The organism is Eggerthella sp., from assembly GCF_048329335.1.
Classification (GTDB): Bacteria; Actinomycetota; Coriobacteriia; order Coriobacteriales; family Eggerthellaceae; genus Eggerthella; species Eggerthella lenta.
The window spans coordinates 1-16,627 of sequence record NZ_DBFEGU010000139.1; the positions used below are offsets into that span (position 1 = coordinate 1).

The 16,627-nt window shown below is 64.1% G+C and carries 17 protein-coding genes; 16 read left to right on the top strand and 1 reads right to left on the bottom strand.

Annotated elements, in window-relative coordinates:
- The coding region (locus tag ACMO6A_RS04210) for a GDSL-type esterase/lipase family protein (RefSeq protein WP_418470826.1) at positions 1-592 on the top strand (592 nt) is incomplete at its 5' end.
- 223 nt (positions 593-815) lie between these two features.
- Complete coding sequence (locus ACMO6A_RS04215) at positions 816-1,130, top strand: UDP-glucose dehydrogenase (protein WP_009609532.1); 315 nt, start codon at positions 816-818, stop codon at positions 1,128-1,130.
- Between the two features lie 153 nt (positions 1,131-1,283).
- Here ACMO6A_RS04215 and ACMO6A_RS04220 read toward each other — a convergent pair whose 3' ends face one another.
- Complete coding sequence (locus ACMO6A_RS04220; RefSeq protein WP_009609525.1) at positions 1,284-1,964, bottom strand: alpha/beta fold hydrolase; 681 nt, start codon at positions 1,962-1,964, stop codon at positions 1,284-1,286.
- Between the two features lie 338 nt (positions 1,965-2,302).
- Here ACMO6A_RS04220 and ACMO6A_RS04225 point away from each other — a divergent pair, with 338 nt between their 5' ends.
- The 14 genes from ACMO6A_RS04225 to ACMO6A_RS04290 form a co-directional block, all read left to right on the top strand.
- Positions 2,303-3,721 (top strand): cytosine permease, encoded by a 1,419-nt coding sequence (locus ACMO6A_RS04225; protein WP_418470827.1) that lies wholly within the window; start codon positions 2,303-2,305, stop codon positions 3,719-3,721.
- The gene (locus ACMO6A_RS04230) at positions 3,718-4,821 is read left to right on the top strand and encodes a DUF917 domain-containing protein (protein ID WP_009609522.1); all 1,104 of its coding nucleotides are present in this window, start codon (positions 3,718-3,720) and stop codon (positions 4,819-4,821) included. Before ACMO6A_RS04225 ends, ACMO6A_RS04230 begins: the two co-directional genes overlap by 4 nt.
- Before the next feature lie 4 nt (positions 4,822-4,825).
- Positions 4,826-6,376, top strand: coding sequence for a hydantoinase/oxoprolinase family protein (locus ACMO6A_RS04235; RefSeq protein ID WP_009609519.1), 1,551 nt, complete (start codon positions 4,826-4,828; stop codon positions 6,374-6,376).
- A gap of 136 nt (positions 6,377-6,512) precedes the next feature.
- Complete coding sequence (locus ACMO6A_RS04240; protein WP_009609518.1) at positions 6,513-6,899, top strand: GntR family transcriptional regulator; 387 nt, start codon at positions 6,513-6,515, stop codon at positions 6,897-6,899.
- Positions 6,900-6,908: 9 nt separating this feature from the next.
- The gene (locus ACMO6A_RS04245; RefSeq protein ID WP_009609526.1) at positions 6,909-7,844 is read left to right on the top strand and encodes a slipin family protein; all 936 of its coding nucleotides are present in this window, start codon (positions 6,909-6,911) and stop codon (positions 7,842-7,844) included.
- A gap of 362 nt (positions 7,845-8,206) precedes the next feature.
- Positions 8,207-9,826, top strand: coding sequence for a molybdopterin-dependent oxidoreductase (locus ACMO6A_RS04250; RefSeq protein WP_009609514.1), 1,620 nt, complete (start codon positions 8,207-8,209; stop codon positions 9,824-9,826).
- A 1-nt stretch (position 9,827) separates the two neighbouring features.
- The gene (locus tag ACMO6A_RS04255; protein WP_009609510.1) at positions 9,828-10,859 is read left to right on the top strand and encodes a molybdopterin-dependent oxidoreductase; all 1,032 of its coding nucleotides are present in this window, start codon (positions 9,828-9,830) and stop codon (positions 10,857-10,859) included.
- A gap of 50 nt (positions 10,860-10,909) precedes the next feature.
- The gene (locus ACMO6A_RS04260) at positions 10,910-11,557 is read left to right on the top strand and encodes a 4Fe-4S dicluster domain-containing protein (RefSeq protein ID WP_233671279.1); all 648 of its coding nucleotides are present in this window, start codon (positions 10,910-10,912) and stop codon (positions 11,555-11,557) included.
- 1 nt (position 11,558) lies between these two features.
- Positions 11,559-12,551 (top strand): NrfD/PsrC family molybdoenzyme membrane anchor subunit, encoded by a 993-nt coding sequence (gene nrfD / locus ACMO6A_RS04265; RefSeq protein ID WP_009306510.1) that lies wholly within the window; start codon positions 11,559-11,561, stop codon positions 12,549-12,551.
- A 193-nt stretch (positions 12,552-12,744) separates the two neighbouring features.
- On the top strand, positions 12,745-13,020 hold the full coding sequence (locus ACMO6A_RS04270; RefSeq protein WP_035577904.1) for a hypothetical protein: 276 nt from the start codon (positions 12,745-12,747) through the stop codon (positions 13,018-13,020).
- The gene (locus tag ACMO6A_RS04275; RefSeq protein ID WP_009609512.1) at positions 13,017-13,796 is read left to right on the top strand and encodes a tyrosine-protein phosphatase; all 780 of its coding nucleotides are present in this window, start codon (positions 13,017-13,019) and stop codon (positions 13,794-13,796) included. Before ACMO6A_RS04270 ends, ACMO6A_RS04275 begins: the two co-directional genes overlap by 4 nt.
- Before the next feature lie 509 nt (positions 13,797-14,305).
- Entirely contained in the window at positions 14,306-15,136 is an 831-nt protein-coding gene (locus ACMO6A_RS04280; protein WP_009609533.1) for a transporter substrate-binding domain-containing protein, read from the top strand.
- 186 nt (positions 15,137-15,322) lie between these two features.
- Entirely contained in the window at positions 15,323-15,976 is a 654-nt protein-coding gene (locus ACMO6A_RS04285; RefSeq protein ID WP_009306506.1) for an amino acid ABC transporter permease, read from the top strand.
- A 10-nt stretch (positions 15,977-15,986) separates the two neighbouring features.
- Positions 15,987-16,627: amino acid ABC transporter ATP-binding protein (locus ACMO6A_RS04290; RefSeq protein ID WP_418470828.1), on the top strand; the 641-nt coding region annotated here is incomplete at its 3' end.

Consider the following 16,627-nt stretch of genomic DNA (forward strand, 5'->3'; position numbering starts at 1 on the left):
GGGGGGGTATGATTATCGCGCCAATCACTATTACTACGATTTCACTTCTCAGTTTGATCAAGTCGTTCGAATCGACAAAGCCGATATCTGCTTTGTCGGCGATAGCTTGACGCAACTCGGGCTCTGGAGTGAGTTCTTTCCTGGTTGCACGGTTATCAATAGGGGAATTGGAAGCGATGTTTCCGAAGGGGTGCTCAATCGTCTGGATTCCGTATCGGATTGCCGCCCAGATATTGTATTCCTTATGATCGGCGTAAACGACTTGGCAACGGGCGTTCCTGAAGCCACGACGGTTGCCAATGTCAAAAAGATCGTCGAATCGCTTTTGGTTAGCCTGCCTGACACGACGATAGTGATACAGAGCGTATTGCCAGCGGAAGACGTCGACGAAGTCGCGATCCTCCGGCTTAACGAGAGCTATGAAGAGATTGCTTCCGAATACGTCTCCGTTGAATACTTGAATCTCCATCCTTTGTTTCTTGTTGATGGAGAGCGCAACGCCGATCTTTATTCAGCCGATGGGGTTCACCTTGTAGGTGCCGGATATGAAACATGGTTGAATGCGTTGCTCGATTGCCCTGCGATAGAATGAGGTTAGATGCAGTAGATGTGAAGATGCCTCGCTCCAATAATGAAAACAGAAGCATGTTTCTGGTAAGGTCATCTCTCGCAACTTGAGGTATTCTCTTAATCATGAGTATCTGCTTCTTTGCAACATGAACTAGTCCGGTATAAGAGCATCTAGAAGAAGCGAGCAAGGTTTTAAAGAATCGAATTTGCGTCTTTTATAGCAGCTGCTGGCGAACTACGCGGACGTGTCCCAGAACATAATGGGGGCCGTCGTGGACGCGAACCGCACGCGCAAGGACTTCGTGGCCGACGAGGTGCTGGCGAGAGTGGCGGGCGTCAAGAGCCCGGTCGCGGGGGTCTACCGTCTCACCACGAAGACCGGCTCGGACAACTTCCGCGCCTCTTCCGTGCAGGGGATCATGAAGCGCGTGAAAGTGAAGGGCGTGTGCGTGGTCGTGTACGAGCCGACGCTCGACGCCCCCGACTTCTTCGGCAGCGAGGTCGTTCGCGACCTGGCTTCGTTCAAGGAGCGCTGCGATCTCGTCGTGGCCAACCGTTGAAGCGACGAGCTGTCCGACATTGCCGGCAAGGTGTACACGCGCGACTTGTTCAGACGGGATTAGATCCGGTCTTCCGACACTCGCGACTACCTGATTTTTCGCTTGCATTATGCAATTTACATGCGTATTGCATAAGCATCCTGGCTAGGTTTATCAGCTTTCCAAAAACCTCCTCACGACCTTGTTGAACTCCTCGGGGTTCCCCGCAGCCACGAAGTGATCCCCCTCCACGAAGGCCAGCCTTGCGCCTGGAATGTTCCTCGCGATCAACCTGGTATGCTCCTCTTTGATCATGTCCCTCGTGCCGGCTACCACCAGTGTCGGCACCCTCAGCTCGGCTAGCTCCTCCGGGGCGATGTTCGGGTCGTTCACCATGAGGCTCAGCATTTCGGCTTTGCGGTGCGCGCGGACGCTCCAGCGCGCGAAGAGCGACGCCGCCCCGTAGCCCGCCACGATGGGCAGCTGCACCGACGGCTTCACGCCGCCGCCGTCCAGGTTCGCCCCGTTCAACACGAGCTTGCCCACGCGCTCGGGATGTGCGAGAGCGAACGCGAGCGCGATATTCCCTCCGTCCGAGAATCCCAGCAGATGCGCGCGCTCGATGCCTTGCCCGTCCATGAACGCCAGCAGGTCGTCGGCGAACTGGCGGATGGTGAAGGGCGCCTCCCCGCGCGGCGAGCGACCGTGCCCGCGCGTGTCGAGCGCGATCACGCGGAAGCGCGACGCGAACGCGTCCATCTGTCGCTCGAAGTACGAGCCGTCCTCGCCGTTGCCGTGCAGCAGGATGAGCGGCTCGCCGGTTCCTTGCTCACGGTAGTGCAGGTCGACGTCCATGCGGGCTCCTTTTCTTTCGCCGGGCGGCTCCCATTCTACTCCCTTGCAGTTGCGGAAATCTCCTGCCACGCTGCGGCGACGGGTCGGAATCGGATTGCGGTGGACGCAAAACGGCACCCATGACAATTTCAGCAGCTTAGTCGGGCGGGAAAGGGCATGCTCGATCTTCGCCACCTGGGCTTATGCGATCTGGTTACATGCTGCGATGCATCGGAAGCGCTCCAAGATTGTCATGGGTGCCGTTTTGCGTCCAAATCGTGATTGTCCCAGCTTGGCGCGCGGCTGTGCTACACTTTCGAGCCGATACCACCTGAAAAACGACGGACGAGGAGGCACCGGTGCCCACGGCACGCAACACCACTGCCGCGGCGGAAGCCGACGGCCTGCGCATCGACGAATCCGAGCGCAAGAGTTGGACCAGCATCGCATTCATCCGCGCGGGCGGCATGTTCAGCGCGCCGACGCTCATGGTGGGCGCGGCACTGGGGTTGGGGCTCGCGCTCAGCGGCGCGGCGCTGGCCACGCTCGTGGGATTCGGCTTCATCGTGGCGTACATGTGCTTCGTGTCCATGCAGGCCTCCGACCTGGGGCTTCCCACAGCTTCGCTCGCGGCCCCCGCGCTCGGGCGCACCGGCGCGCGCTACCTCGTGTCGCTCATCGTGGGCGTCGTCACCATCGGCTGGTTCGGCGTGCAGACAGCCGTGTGCGGCGCCTCGCTGGCGCTCATGCTGGCCGACGTGTTCGGCTTGGCCGTGCCCGTGTGGGCGTGTTCGACGGCGCTCGGCGCCCTCATGCTGGCGACGGCGCTCGTGGGCTTCGACGGGCTGAAATGGGTGAGCTCCGTCGCCGCGCCGCTGCTGGTGGCCATCTGCCTGTACGGCGTGGGCGCTTCGGTGGCGCAGACCGGCAGCCTCGACGCGCTGTTGGGCTACGTGCCGCTGCCCGCCGACGCCATCGGCCTCATCGCGGGCGTCAACATGGCGGTGGGGCTGTTCGCGTTCGCGGGCGCCACGGCCGGCGACTTCGCCCGCTTCGCGCGCACGCGCAAGGACGCCGTGCTTTCGTGCGTCGTCGGCGTCATCCCCGCAGCGCTTGTGGCGCTGCTGGCCGGCGCGGCGCTGGCCATCGTAACCGGCCAGGGCGACATCGCGCGTATCATGAACTCCATCGGGCTGCCCGCGGTAGGCCTCATCGCGCTCGTGCTGTCGGCGTGGACGGTGAACGCGAGCAACGTCTCCTCCGCCGGGCTCGGCTTCGCGGTCATGCTGGGGAAGGGCGAGGGCGGCAGCAAGCTGACCACGGCCGTCTCGGGCGTTGCGGGCATCGTGCTGGCGGTGGGCGGCATCCTCGGGCAGTTCGAGGCGTTCCTCACCGTGCTGTCGGCTTGCGGCCCCGCGCTGGCCGGCGTGATGGTGGCGGACTACTGGCTGGTGCGCAAGGGCCGCCCGGCGAACGTGCGCGTGCCCGACGGCGTGTCCGCGGCGGGCGTGGCAGGGCTTGCGTGCGGCATCGCGGTGGCGCTCGTCACGGGCGGCACGTTCGCGCTGGTGCCGGGGCTGGAAGCGCTCGACCTGCCGTTCTTCGTCGGGCCGGTGAACGGCATCGTCGTGGCGATGGCCGCCTATGCGCTGTCCTACCGCCTGACGGGCGGCGAGCGCTTCGCGGGGCCCGTCGCGTTCAAGCGACCCGCGGAATCGGCTATCATGAACCAGGTCACACTCGACGCTTCGGAACGCGCACAGGAAGGACAAGCATGAGAAAGATCGGCATCCAGGAAATCGAGGACATCGCGCTGGGCGCGGCGCTCCTCGGCGCCGGCGGGGGCGGAGATCCCTACATCGGCAAGCTCACGGCCATCGGCGCCGTGAAGGAATGCGGCGAGGTGGAGCTGATCGGCATCGACGAGGTGCCCGACGGCGCGTTCATCATGCCCGCCGCATCCATGGGCGCACCCACCATCCTTGCCGAGAAGGGCGTGGGCGCCAACGAGTTCGCCAAGCTGTTCGATATGGTGTCGCGCTACTACGGCAAGCCCATCTACGCCACCATGCCCATCGAGGCCGGCGGCGTGAACTCCATGCTGCCCATCGCCGCGGCCGCGCGTCTCGGCATTCCCATGGTGGACGTGGACGGCATGGGCCGCGCATTCCCCGAGCTGCAGATGGTCACGTTCACCATCGGCGGCGCGTCGGCCACGCCCATGGCGTTCATCGACGAGAAGGGCAACTCCGGCATCCTCGATACCATCACGAACAAGTGGACCGAGGACATCGCCCGCGCCGCCACCATGACCATGGGCGGCACGCTGACCATCGCGCTGTTCTGCATGGACGTAGACACCTGCAAGCAGTACGGCGTGCACGGCATCGTGACGCGCTCCGAGGAACTGGGCCGCGCCATCCGAACGGCGAAGGACGAGGCGGCTGCGGCCGGCCTCACGCCCGAGGGGTTCTTCCTGAAGTTCACGGGCGGTCACAAGCTGTTCAAGGGCAAGATCTCCGACGTGCTGCGCGAGACGCGCGGGGCGTTCAACTTCGGCCGCGTGGTGCTGGAGGGCATCGGCGAGGACCGCGGCAGCCAGGCGTTCGTCGATTTCCAGAACGAGAACCTCAGCTGCGTGGTGGACGGCCAGATCAAGGCCACCGTGCCCGACCTCATCTGCCTCGTGGACCCCGACACGTTCACGCCTGTTCCCACCGACGCGCTGAAGTACGGCAAGCGCGTGCTGGCCGTGGGCCTGGAGTGCTTCCACCTGTGGCGCACGCAGGCGGGTCTCGACCTCGTGGGGCCGCGCTACTTCGGCATCGATACCGACTATATCCCCGTCGAAGAGCGCAGCGCGCGGAAGGAGGCGTAAGGCCATGTACAAATTGGGCATCGACGTGGGCGGCACCAACACGGACGCCGTTTTGATCGACGAGAACCTGAACGTGGTGGCGGCGGTGAAGAACCCCACGTCGGACGATATCTACACGGGCATCATGGGCGCGGTGGACGCCGTGCTGGCCGACAGCGGCGTGGACCGCGCGCAGATCGCGCAGGCCATGCTGGGCACCACCCAGTGCACGAACGCCATCGTAGAGCGCAAGGACCTTGCGCCTATCGCCATCCTGCGCATCGGCGCGCCGGCCACGGTCGGCATCCCGCCGATGGTGGACTGGGCCGACGATATCGCTTCGGTGTGCGTGGACTCGCTCATCATCGAGGGCGGCTTCGAGTACGACGGCAAGCGCCTGGCGGAGTTCGACGAGGCCGCGTGCCGCGCGTTCTTCGAGGGCGTGAAGGGCCGCGTTGAGGCTGTGGCCGTGTCCAGCGTGTTCTCCACCGTGCGCAACGACGACGAGCTGCGCGCCGCGACCATCGCGCGCGAGGTGCTGGGCGAGGACGTGCACGTGTCCATCTCCAGCGAGATCGGCTCGATGGGCCTGATCGAGCGCGAGAACGCCACCATCTTGAACGCGGCGCTGTACGACGTGGCGCGCAAGTTCACCGAGGGCTTCGCGGCCAGTCTGGCCGACAAGGGCGTGACGAACGCCGAAGTGTACCTGTCGCAAAACGACGGCACGCTCATGACCATGGAACACGCGCGCCGCTATCCCATCCTCACCATCGCGTGCGGGCCGACGAACTCCATCCGCGGCGCCAGCTACCTGTCGCGCCGCGACGACGCCATCGTCATCGACGTGGGCGGCACCACCACTGACCTGGGCGTTCTGTCGCACGGCTTCCCGCGCGAGAGCGGCGTGGCGGTGACCATCGGCGGCGTGCGCACGAACTTCCGCATGCCCGACGTGGTGTCCATCGGCCTGGGCGGCGGTTCCATCGTGCGCGTGGCCGATGACGGCAGCGTCACCGTGGGGCCTGATTCGGTGGGCTACGCCATCACCGAGCGCGCGCTGGTGTTCGGCGGCGATACGATGACGGCCACCGACATCGCCGTACGCCTGGGAATGGCTTCGGTGGGGGATCCCTCGCTCGTGGCGGACATCTCGCAGGACGTGGCCGAGCGCGCGATGGCCGTCATGCGCGCGATGGTGGAGGACGCCATCGACGTGATGAAGGTGTCCAGCGATCCTATCGACGTGGTGCTGGTGGGCGGCGGTGCCATCGTGCTGCCGCACGAGCTGGCCGGCACGGCCGAGGTGGACGCGCCCGAGCACGCGGGCTGCGCGAACGCCATCGGCTCGGCCATCTCGAAGGTCAGCGGCGCGTACGAGGCGTTGGTGGACTACGATGTCACGCCGCGCGACGAGGCGCTGGCCGCGGCGCGCGCAGCGGCCATCGAGGCGGCCGTGGAGGCCGGCGCCGTGCGCGACACCGTGGAGATCATCGACGCCGAAGACGTGCCGCTGGCGTACTACCCGGGCCACACGAACCGCGTGAAGGTGAAAGCCGCGGGCGACCTGGCGTAGTTCGGGTTCCGAGCATCGCGCCTTGCCGAGCGCGGCCGTCAACGCGACGGCCGCGCTTCTTTTCCCAGTCGATCCGTTGGCGTTCGCTTGTGTTATCATACGACTAGATGATACTTTGACAGGAAGGTTGGGGCGCGTGTTCGAGACGTTGCGGGTGAACGATACGTCGGGCGTTCCCGTGTGGATCCAAATCCGCAACCACATGATCTTCCTCATCAGGTCAGGGCACTTGAGGCCGGGGGATACGTTGCCTACGGTGCGCGAGCTGGCTATTCAGCTCGGGGTAAACTACAACACCATCCATAAGGTGTATCAGGATCTGGAGACCGACGGACTGATCTTGTCGGGACGCGGAAAACGCTCGACCATCGCGGAAATCGATCGGGAAGCGCTCAGCCTGCCCGATTCGCCTGTAGACGTGGTGATCGAGGAATTGGTTCGCGTGATACGGGAGACGGGGGTTTCCCGCGCGGACGCGATGGCGCGGATCGAGGAAGCGTTCGCGAAGCTCGAGGATCGATAGGGGAGAGCCATGGGCGAGAAGAAGTCGTATTTCGACGAGCAGGACGAGGGAAGCGTCGACGACGCCGTCATTGCCACGGAGGCGCGGTTCGACGAGACGACGACCAGCCGCACGGGCGCGACAGCGCTTCGGTGGGTGCTGACGCTGATCGTGTTCTTCCTGTTCGCAGGCATGGCGTGGCTTACATGGTCGCTTGCGCCTGTCGTCGTGGGCGCGTTGGCCAGCGCCGTGCTGTTCAGCTGCATGCACGTGGTGCTGGAATGGGAGCGTTCGGTGGTGCTGCGCTTCGGCAAGTTCAACCGCGTGGCGGGTCCCGGCCTCATCTTCATGATCCCGCTCGTGGAATACTCGGCGGCCACCGTGGACATGCGCATGCGCTCGACGGCCTTCAAGGCCGAGCACGTGCTGACGGCCGACCTCGTTCCCGTGAACGTGGACGCCGTGCTGTTCTGGACGGTGTGGGATGCCGGGAAGGCGTGCTCGGAGGTGAAGAACTACGTCCGTCTGGTGTACTGGGCGGCGCAAACCACCCTGCGCGACGTGATGGGCGCGGTGAACATCGCCCAGCTGAGCACGCGTCGCGAGCAGATCGACCGTGAAGTGGCCGACATCTTGGAGCGCAAGACGAACGAGTGGGGCATCACCGTGGTGTCGGTGGAGATCCGCGACATCGAGATCCCCGACGAGCTGCAGGAATCGCTGTCGGCCGAGGCGCGCGCCGAGCGCGAGTACAACGCGCGCGTCATCCTGGCCGAGGTGGAGAAGGAAATCTCGGAGATGTTCGTGGACGCCGCGCGTACCTATGGTCGCGAAGATGCGGCGCTCCAGCTGCGTGCGATGAGCTTCGTCTCCGACAGCGTGCGCGAGAAGGGCGGTCTCGTGGTCATCCCCAGCGCGCTGTCCGAGGCGTTCGAGGGGCTGGAGAGCATCGCGAAGAAAGGCTAGCGCGCCGCCTGCGCATCCGTTCGCCTGAAGGGGCTCCGCCGTTGCGGAGCCCCTTTCGCGTGTGCGAGCTCGACGCATGCCGGTCGACCACGGTTTCATCTGCGCCCGGCAACGGCGCCGGGTATCTATACTCGAAAAAGGATCATAAACATGTAAGACAAGTATCACAAATTTGTATGATTTATGATACGATACGGGCGACGGGGGAGGGTCGTATCGTGCAGCGTTCCCGTCAAGGGAGGGGGCGATATTCCGTTCATTACCGTTTTGAAGGCAGAAGGCGAGCAAGCCTTTACGGTGAAGGCGGTGCGCGGGGATTTCCGCGTTGATCCGCACGAAACGAGCGAAAGAAAGGAAGGGGAATGAGAAAGAAGCTGATGGTGGTGACCGCGATGCTGATGGCGGGATCGCTGTTCGCCGCCGGTTGCGCGCAGCAAGGAGCCGCGGAAGGGGAGAGCTCTTCGACCGAGGTTCAATATCAGAACAGCATCGAGGAGGCCGAAGCGTATCTTGACGGGGTGAACGAGCGTCAGGACGAGCTGAACAAGGAGTACGCTCCCGAAATCCGCACCTTGGAAGACGGCACGAAGGTTCAGCGCACGCCGACCGAGTACCAGTGCTACCACTGGAACCGTCCGTACGAAGGCGGCACGTCATACAACAACTACTATCTCGATGCCGACAACCGCGGTTGCGGGGCTTGCCATGAAGATCTCGGCGACGCCCTGGCCAACATGGAGTACAGCCATCCGACCGTCTGGAACGACGCCCTCGGCAGCAAGATCACGGTCGACCAGTGCATGCTCTGCCATAGCGCAGACGACGGCTACGAGATGGGCACCGTCATGCACGGCGTCCACTACGGCGAACGCAACGGCGAGAACTTCGAGGAGCGTGGCGGCAAATGCATCAGCTGCCACAACATGACGGAGAACGAGCAGGGCGCCGAGCTTTGGGACGTGGTCAAGTACGACCATCTTGACGGCATCGTCAAGGTTCCCGACGTCCAGGGCGAGTTCGTGTTCGATCAGGACACCGTCGTGGCCCCCGAGGACATGTTCACCTACGACTGGATCCATTCCCGCTACGACAGCCTGATCCACATCATGGGCAAGAACGTGCTGGATACGGAGCTTCCGAAGGACTTCGTCGACAATTTCGAGATCACCATGGACGGCCTGGTGAACAAGCCGTTCACGGCGAAGCTGGCCGACCTGATCTCCGAAGCCGAGGCGGCCGGGGTCACCGTGACGAAGCTTTCGAAGATCCACTGCGTCGACAACATGCCCGGTGGCGGCGGCATCTCGAACGTCGAGATCACGGGCATCCCGCTGACCTGGCTCATCGAGAAGGCGGGCGGCGCGAGCAAGGACATCACCGGCGTGCTGTTCGATCGTCAGGAGTTCCGCACCAACGGCGCCCAGACGCACAGCAACCGCGGCGTTCCCGAGGCTTCGTTCGAAGACGTGTACCTCGTTTACGAGATCGGCGGCAAGCCGCTCGATCCCAGCCAGGGCAGCCCCTGCATCAACTGGGTCGAGAAGTGCGACGCCCAGTCGTACGTCAAGCAGTGCGTGGGCTACAAGCTGACCGACGAGGAAAAGCCGTGGGAAGACTGGATGATGAACGGTTTCAATTCGTACGGCGAGGGCCCCTACATCAACAAGCCGAATGCGACGGTGCTCAAGGTTCCCGAGGGCATGATCATCGAGACCGGCAAGCCCTTCACCTTCGAGGGATATGCGGACGCCTACGACGAGGCGGTGGTCAAGCTGGAGTTCTCCATGGACAACGGCAAGACCTGGACGCCGTACGATCTGGGCCAGACCGATCCTAGCAAGTGGGTGTACTGGCACTACACGTGGACTCCTGAAAGCGACGGCAGCTACGTGCTGATGGTGCGGGGCACCACCGATACCGGCCTCGTGGGAACCAACATCCAAAAGGTGATGGTGACCGCCAAGAGCAATGTGGAGGGATAGAATGAGATACGCTACTGGGGCAAAGATGCTGGGTTGTACCGTGGTGGGCGCGACCCTTCTGCTGGGAGGCGCGGGCGCTCTGGGAGGGCTCGACATGGCGATGGCCCAAAGCAGCCTGCTTCCCGTCGAGACGATGCAGCGCAACGCGGTGGACTACGACAAGGTTGCGAACGTCTCGGGCGACTTCACCTTCTGCCAGGACGTGGTTACTCCGGCCGACGAGGTGTTCAACCTGTTCGGCACGGCGACCACGGCCCTGTGCGCAAAGCCGGGCTACGCCTTCGACGCGGTCACCCATGAAAGCTATTACCTCAACATCGGCGGCAACGTCGAGAAGGTGTACACGGTGGGTCTCGACGAGATCGAGCGCATGGACTCCAAGATCCAGAAGATGCGCTGCACGTGCGGCATGAGCCCCGCCCTCGCCATGGCCAGCGTCAAGGGCGTCAAGGTGTCCGACATGCTGTCCATGACCGACATCGCCCCCGAGGTGAACACCATCACGTTCAAGGACAAGGACGGCTACGGCCTGCCCATGCCCCTGTCGTACGTGCTGGAGAAGGAAGCGCTGCTGGTGTACCAGATCGACGAGCAGAAGCTGTCCGAGGGCGAGCGCCTGCAGGTGTGGATGCCCGACACCGTGGCCAAGTACTTCACCCGCGCGGTCACCGACATCGAGCTGTCCGTTTCCGACGAGGTGCCCGAGGTGCAGGGCCCGGACGACGAGTACCGCGCCAAAGTGAACATCCTCAGCACGGTCGACGGCGGCTTCAAGGTGGGCGACATGGTCTCCTTCGAGGGCTACGCCGACGATTGCGGCGTCAAGGTTGCCTCCGTTGAGTTCTCGATGGACGGAGGGGAGACGTGGACTTCGTTCGACACCTCCTCCTCGAACGCCGAGGACTGGGTGTACTGGCACTTCGACTACGTGGCCGAGACGGCGGGCACCTTCAAGCTCGACGTCCGCGCGGTCACGGAGGACGGCACGGTCTCTCCCCTCGCCTCCAGCGTGGTGTTCGACGTTGAAGCGTAGGCTCGTCGTCACTTCGATCTTGAAAGCGAGTGTTTGAAATGGGAGAACATGTGAGCGTGACGCGCCGCACGCTGTTGCAGGCGTCGGCTGCGGGAACCTGCGCGCTCGTCCTCGGCGGCGTTGCCGCTTCCGGCGGCGAGGCGCATGCCCGCGAGGCCGACCAACGGCAAGACGGCGACGGCGCTGCGTACGGCTTCCTCGTCGCCCTCGCGCGATGCTCCGGATGCGGACGATGCGTCGAGGCGTGCAGGAAGGAAAACGATCTATCCGACGATACCCCTGACAGGAGAACGGTATCTTCGTTCAAGCGCCGAAGAGGGAGGAGCTTCTTCATCTCGACTTCGTGCATGCATTGCGAGGAGCCGAGCTGCATGAGGGTATGCCCGGCCGGCGCCATCTCGAAGGACGCCCATGGGATCGTGAAGGTGAATCCGGACGTATGCATAGGATGCAAGTACTGTTTCCAGGCGTGCCCGTACGAAGTGCCGAAGTACAACTCCGTTTCCATGGACAAATGCGATTGCTGCCAAGGGTCGGGGGTTGCAATAGGGGAGGATCCTTATTGCGTGCGCGCGTGCAAATTCGGCGCCTTGCAATTCGGGCCTTTGGATGAGCTGATGGAGCTTACGAACCATTCCGCGGTTCCCGTCGCGCAAGCGAACGGTCCCTCTTGCCTGGTGCTGGGAACGGAGAAGTAGTATGGAGCTGCAAACGATATGGAGTTGGCAACCCGCCCTGTACCTGTTCTTGGGCGGCATGGGCGCCGGCGCGTTCGTGATGGCGGCGGTGCTGTTCCTGATCGACCGGACGCGTCATCGCCTGATCGTGTGCGTGTCGATGTGGGCTGCGCTAGCCAGCCTTGCGGTGGGTCTGCTGTTGCTGCTTTCCGAGCTCGTCACGCCGCTGCGAGGCCTGTTGATGTGGCAGAGTTTCGGCCACTTCACCTCGTGGATGACCTACGGCGCCTGGGGCGCGTTCGCGGCGATGGCGGTGTTCGCGGTGTCGGCGTTGTTGGCGACGCGTCCGGTGGGCGTGTGGCTGGCGAAGAAGTGGAAGTGGTTCGAGAAGCGGGGCGTCGCGCTGCGGCGGGTGCTCGCGGTGATCGGCATCGTGCTGGGCGCGTTCGTGGCGGTGTACACGGGCATGCTGCTTATGGCGGCCGGCAGCGTTCCTCTGTGGAGCACTCCGTTGCTGCCGGCGCTGTTCACGGTGTCGGCCTTCGATACGGGCGTGGCGTTGGTGGAGCTGGTGGCGCTCGCGCTGTCGAAGAAGGATGCCCTTGCTCCCAAGGCGCGCGTGCTCATGGAGCGGATCGTCGTGGTGCTTGTGCTGGTCGAGATAGCGGTGTTGGCGGCGTTCTTTGCGGTCATGCTGGGAGGCGACGTCCAGACGGCGGTGGGCGCGACGGCTGCGGCTTCTGCGACGCTGCTGCTGACGGGCGATCTCGCAGCCTGCTTTTGGGCTCTGGTGGCAGCATGCGGGTTGGCGATGCCGTTGGCCATGGCCGTGGCGGGGCTTGTGCTACACAAGCGCGGCAAGAAGAAGCCCGGTATGAAGCAGCATGGCGGCGCGCTGATGGCGGCGGGCGCCGTGGGCGCTCTGATAGGCGGGTGCGCGCTTCGCTTCCTGATCCTCGCTGCCGGCATGCATGCCGACCTGGTTGCCGAAACGGTGATGAGCCTGATCGGATAGATGCGAGGACGGCCCTCCCTCGCCGTCTTTCGCAAGCGGGCCGGCAGCCCTTGGCTGCCGGCCCGTGTTTTCGAGGTCGCCCGCTGCTGCAAGGGGGCGGCCTGTTTGGTTTTGCGCGGGGTGTTTGCTTGTGGTAGGGTGGACGGGCGCGCATCGTTCGCGCGGACGAGGTGGAGTTTGCCGGTGAAAGGGGATGGCGGTGGCGCATCGGGTGGGGGAGCCTCTCGAGTTCGACGGGTACGTGGACGATTTCGAGCGCAATGTGTCCGCGATGCAGTTCTCGTTGGATGGCGGTGCAACCTGGACGACCTATCAGACGGCAGGCGCGGTCATCGACAAAGGCGTGAACTGGCATTTCGTGTATCGTCCGGAACGGCCCGGCCGCTATCTGCTGAAGGTGCGCGCGGTCGACGGCGACGGCACGGTATCGGATATCGTCGCGGAATACGCTTTCGAGGTAGAGTCGTGACGGACGCGAGGGCGGGCGCGCCTGCGGGCGCGGGCGCGCCGGGCGTCGCGTCGTTCGGCGGCATCCGCTTGCGCGCCATCGACGGGGGGCCGCTTGAGGGCGCGCGCCTGTTCCGGTCGGCTTCGCTTTCGCGCATCACCGAGCACGAGGCGGCGTTCGTCGTGGGCGGTTTGGGCGTTCGCTCTATCTACGACCTGCGTAACCGTTGGGAGGTGGCGTCCAGTCCCGAACCGCGTATCGTCGGCGCTAAAACGCTCGCATTCGAACCTTCCACCGATCGTGGACGTTCGGACGCGTCTCGCCGTCTGGTGGCCGGCGTCATCGGCGAGTACGGCCGTCCGGAAGAGCGCATGATCTGCAATTACCGGCGTTATGCGCGCGAGTTTCCCCTTATGGGAACCGTTCTGCGCACGATGGCCGCGGAACGCCTGCCTGCCCTCGTGCACTGCGAGCACGGCAAGGATCGCACGGGCGTGCTGTGCGCCGTGCTGCAACGCATAGCCGGATGCCCCGAAGACGACATAATGGCTGCGTACCTGGCCACCAACGAGGCGAACGCCGAGACGACGGCTCACGAGACGGCTCAGTTGTCGCAGGGGATGTCGGATGACGAGCGCGCGGTGTTGGCGTCGTTTTTAGAGGCACGGCCGACGTACTTGCGTGCGTTCTTCGACGAAGTCGAGGGGTGCGTCGGCGGGTTTCCGGCATACGTGCGTGACGCGCTGCGCCTGACGCCCGTTCAAGTTGCGAGCCTCCGCGCGCTGTTGGCTCGCTGAGCGCGGGCCGTTGCGGGGCGCCGCGCTCGCACCGGTTCCGCATGAAGCAGGCGCATTCCGGAAAGCGCTCTGGCACGGATCGCATGGTATGCACGATTTCAGGGCATTTTTTCGGGAATGGTTCGAGAAACTCCCAGCTCGCCTTTTTCTGTATGCTCGGCAAATCGTTCATAGCGCGCAATCTCTGCCAACAGCTTCGTGGGGAAAGGCGGGGCGATACGGAAAGCGCCAGGGCGCAATGGCGAGCCGGGCCGCCATTGCGCCCGCACCTCGGAGCCGCCTCGATGTGATGTCCGTCGTGGCGCTTGCGCTTCGGGGCAGCTGCCGGCTCGCGCTCGCTCCGCTTGCGCCGTCCGTCGCCGGTTCCCGATCGCAGGGGGTTCCGCTTTTCGGCGGCTGTGCTATACTGTCCCCGCGCTTTAGTACAGTAAAGTAGAAAAGCGGCCGAAGCGAAGGCGCCACCAGGGAAGGGAGCGCATCGGCCGGACTTGAGGATGATGGGAGATGCGATGAAGAAGAAACTCGTAGCGCTCGCGGCGGCTGTCGCCACGTTGGCGCTGTCTGCGGTGATGCTGGCCGGTTGCTCCGGCGGCGGAGATGCGCAGAGCGCCGACAGCGCGGCCACGGACGGCTCGTTCACGCTGGCGGTGGGCTTCGACCAGGGCTACCCGCCGTACGGCTACGTGGGCGACGACGGCCAGTTCACCGGCTTCGACCTGGAGCTTGCCAAGGCCGTGTGCGAGAAGAACGGTTGGGAGCTCAAGCTGGAGCCCATCGATTGGGACGCGAAGGACGCGCTCATCGGCAGCGGCACCATCAACTGCATCTGGAACGGCTTCACCATGGAGAACCGCGAGAACGACTACACGTTCTCGGAGCCGTACATGTACAACGAGCAGGTGGTGGTCGTGAAGAAGGACGGCGACGCGAAGAAGCTTGAGGATCTGGCCGGCAAGACGGTGCTGACGCAGGTCGATTCGGCGGCGCTGCACGTGCTGGAGGACGAGAAGGGTCAGAAGGCGCTGGCCGACACGTTCAAGGAGCTGCAGACCATCGGCGACTACAACAACGCGTTCATGCAGCTTGAGTCCGGCATGGTGGACGCCGTGGCATGCGACCTGTCCATCGCCAGCTACCAGATGGCGGCCAAGCCCGACACGTACGTGAAGCTGGGTGTGCTGGCTCCCGAGAACTACGCGGTGGGCTTCAAGAAGGGCGACACCGAGCTGGCCAAGCAGGTGACCGACGCCCTCAAGGCGCTTGACGAGGACGGCACCGTCAAGCAGCTGTGCGACAAGTACGCCGACCAGGGCATCACCTACGACAACTGGGTGCTGTAAGGTTCCGCCGGCCTGACGGCCGGCGGACCTGCTCGACGCTGCGGGCCGTTCGCGCACCGAATCTTCGCGCGATCCCGGAAGCTCGCGTACCGCAGTACGCTTCGCCTCCGCGATCCCCCGAATCTTCGGCACGGGAACGGCCCTCGCTGACGTTACTGAACCTGTTATGTTTGAGAAAGGCCGAACATGGAATTCGCTACCATGATGGAGCTTCTGCTCTCGGGCTTGGCGTTCACGTTGCAGATATTCGTCACCACGCTCATCGGCTCGCTGCCGTTGGGCGTGCTGGTGGCGTTCGGGCGCATGAGCCGGTTCAAGCCGGTCGCGCTCGTTACGCGCTTCTACATCTCGGTGATGCGCGGCACGCCCCTCATGCTGCAGCTCATGGCGCTCATGTTCGGCCCGTACTACCTGTTCGGCCTGCAGATGGGCAACGATTGGAAGTACTGGGCGTGCTCCATCGGCTTCATCATCAACTATGCGGCCTACTTCGGCGAGATCTACCGCGGCGGCATCCAGTCTATCCCGCGCGGGCAGTACGAGGCGGCCGAGGTGCTGGGCTACTCGCGGTTCCAGACGTTCATGAAGATCGTGCTGCCCCAGGTGGTCAAGCGCATCCTGCCCGCCATGAGCAACGAGATCATCACGCTGGTGAAGGACACCTCGCTCGCGTTCGTGCTGGGCATCATGGAGATGTTCAGCCAGGCGAAGGCCATCGCCGCCTCGCAGGTGAGCATGCTTCCCTACGTCATCGCGGGCGTGATCTACTGGGTGTTCAACTTTATCGTGGAAATCATCCTCACCCGCGTCGAGAAGCGGCTGAACTACTACCATGATTAGGAGCGACGTCATGACCAACGAACAACCCGTCGTGCTGCTCGAGCATGCGCAGAAAAGCTTCGGCGGGACGCCGGTGCTCAAGGACATCTCGCTCAAGGTGCAGCCGGGCGAGGTGGTGGCCGTCATCGGGCCGTCGGGCGGCGGCAAGTCGACGCTGCTGCGCTGCATGACGCTGCTGGAGACGCTCGACGCGGGGCGCTTGGCCTACGGCGACCTTGTGGTTGCCGAAAGCGACGGCGCGGGCGCGGCGGCCTATGCGCCAAAGGCCGTGCTCAAGGAAGCGAAGACCCGCTTCGGCCTGGTGTTCCAGAACTTCAACCTGTTCCCGCACTACACGGTGCTGAAGAACGTGACCGACGCGCCGCTGCACGTGCAGAAGCGCCCGAAGGACGAGGTCATGGAACATGCGCGCGCCCTGCTGGCGAAGATGGGGCTGGCGGGCACGGAGGACAAGGTGCCCTGCGAGCTGTCGGGCGGCATGCAGCAGCGCGTGGCCATCGCCCGCGCGCTCGCGCTCGACCCCGACGTGCTGTTCTTCGACGAGCCCACGAGCGCGCTCGACCCGGAGCTCACGAAGGACGTGCTCAAGGTCATCCGAGACTTGGCCGCCGAGCACATGACCATGGTGATCGTGACGCACGAGATGAGCTT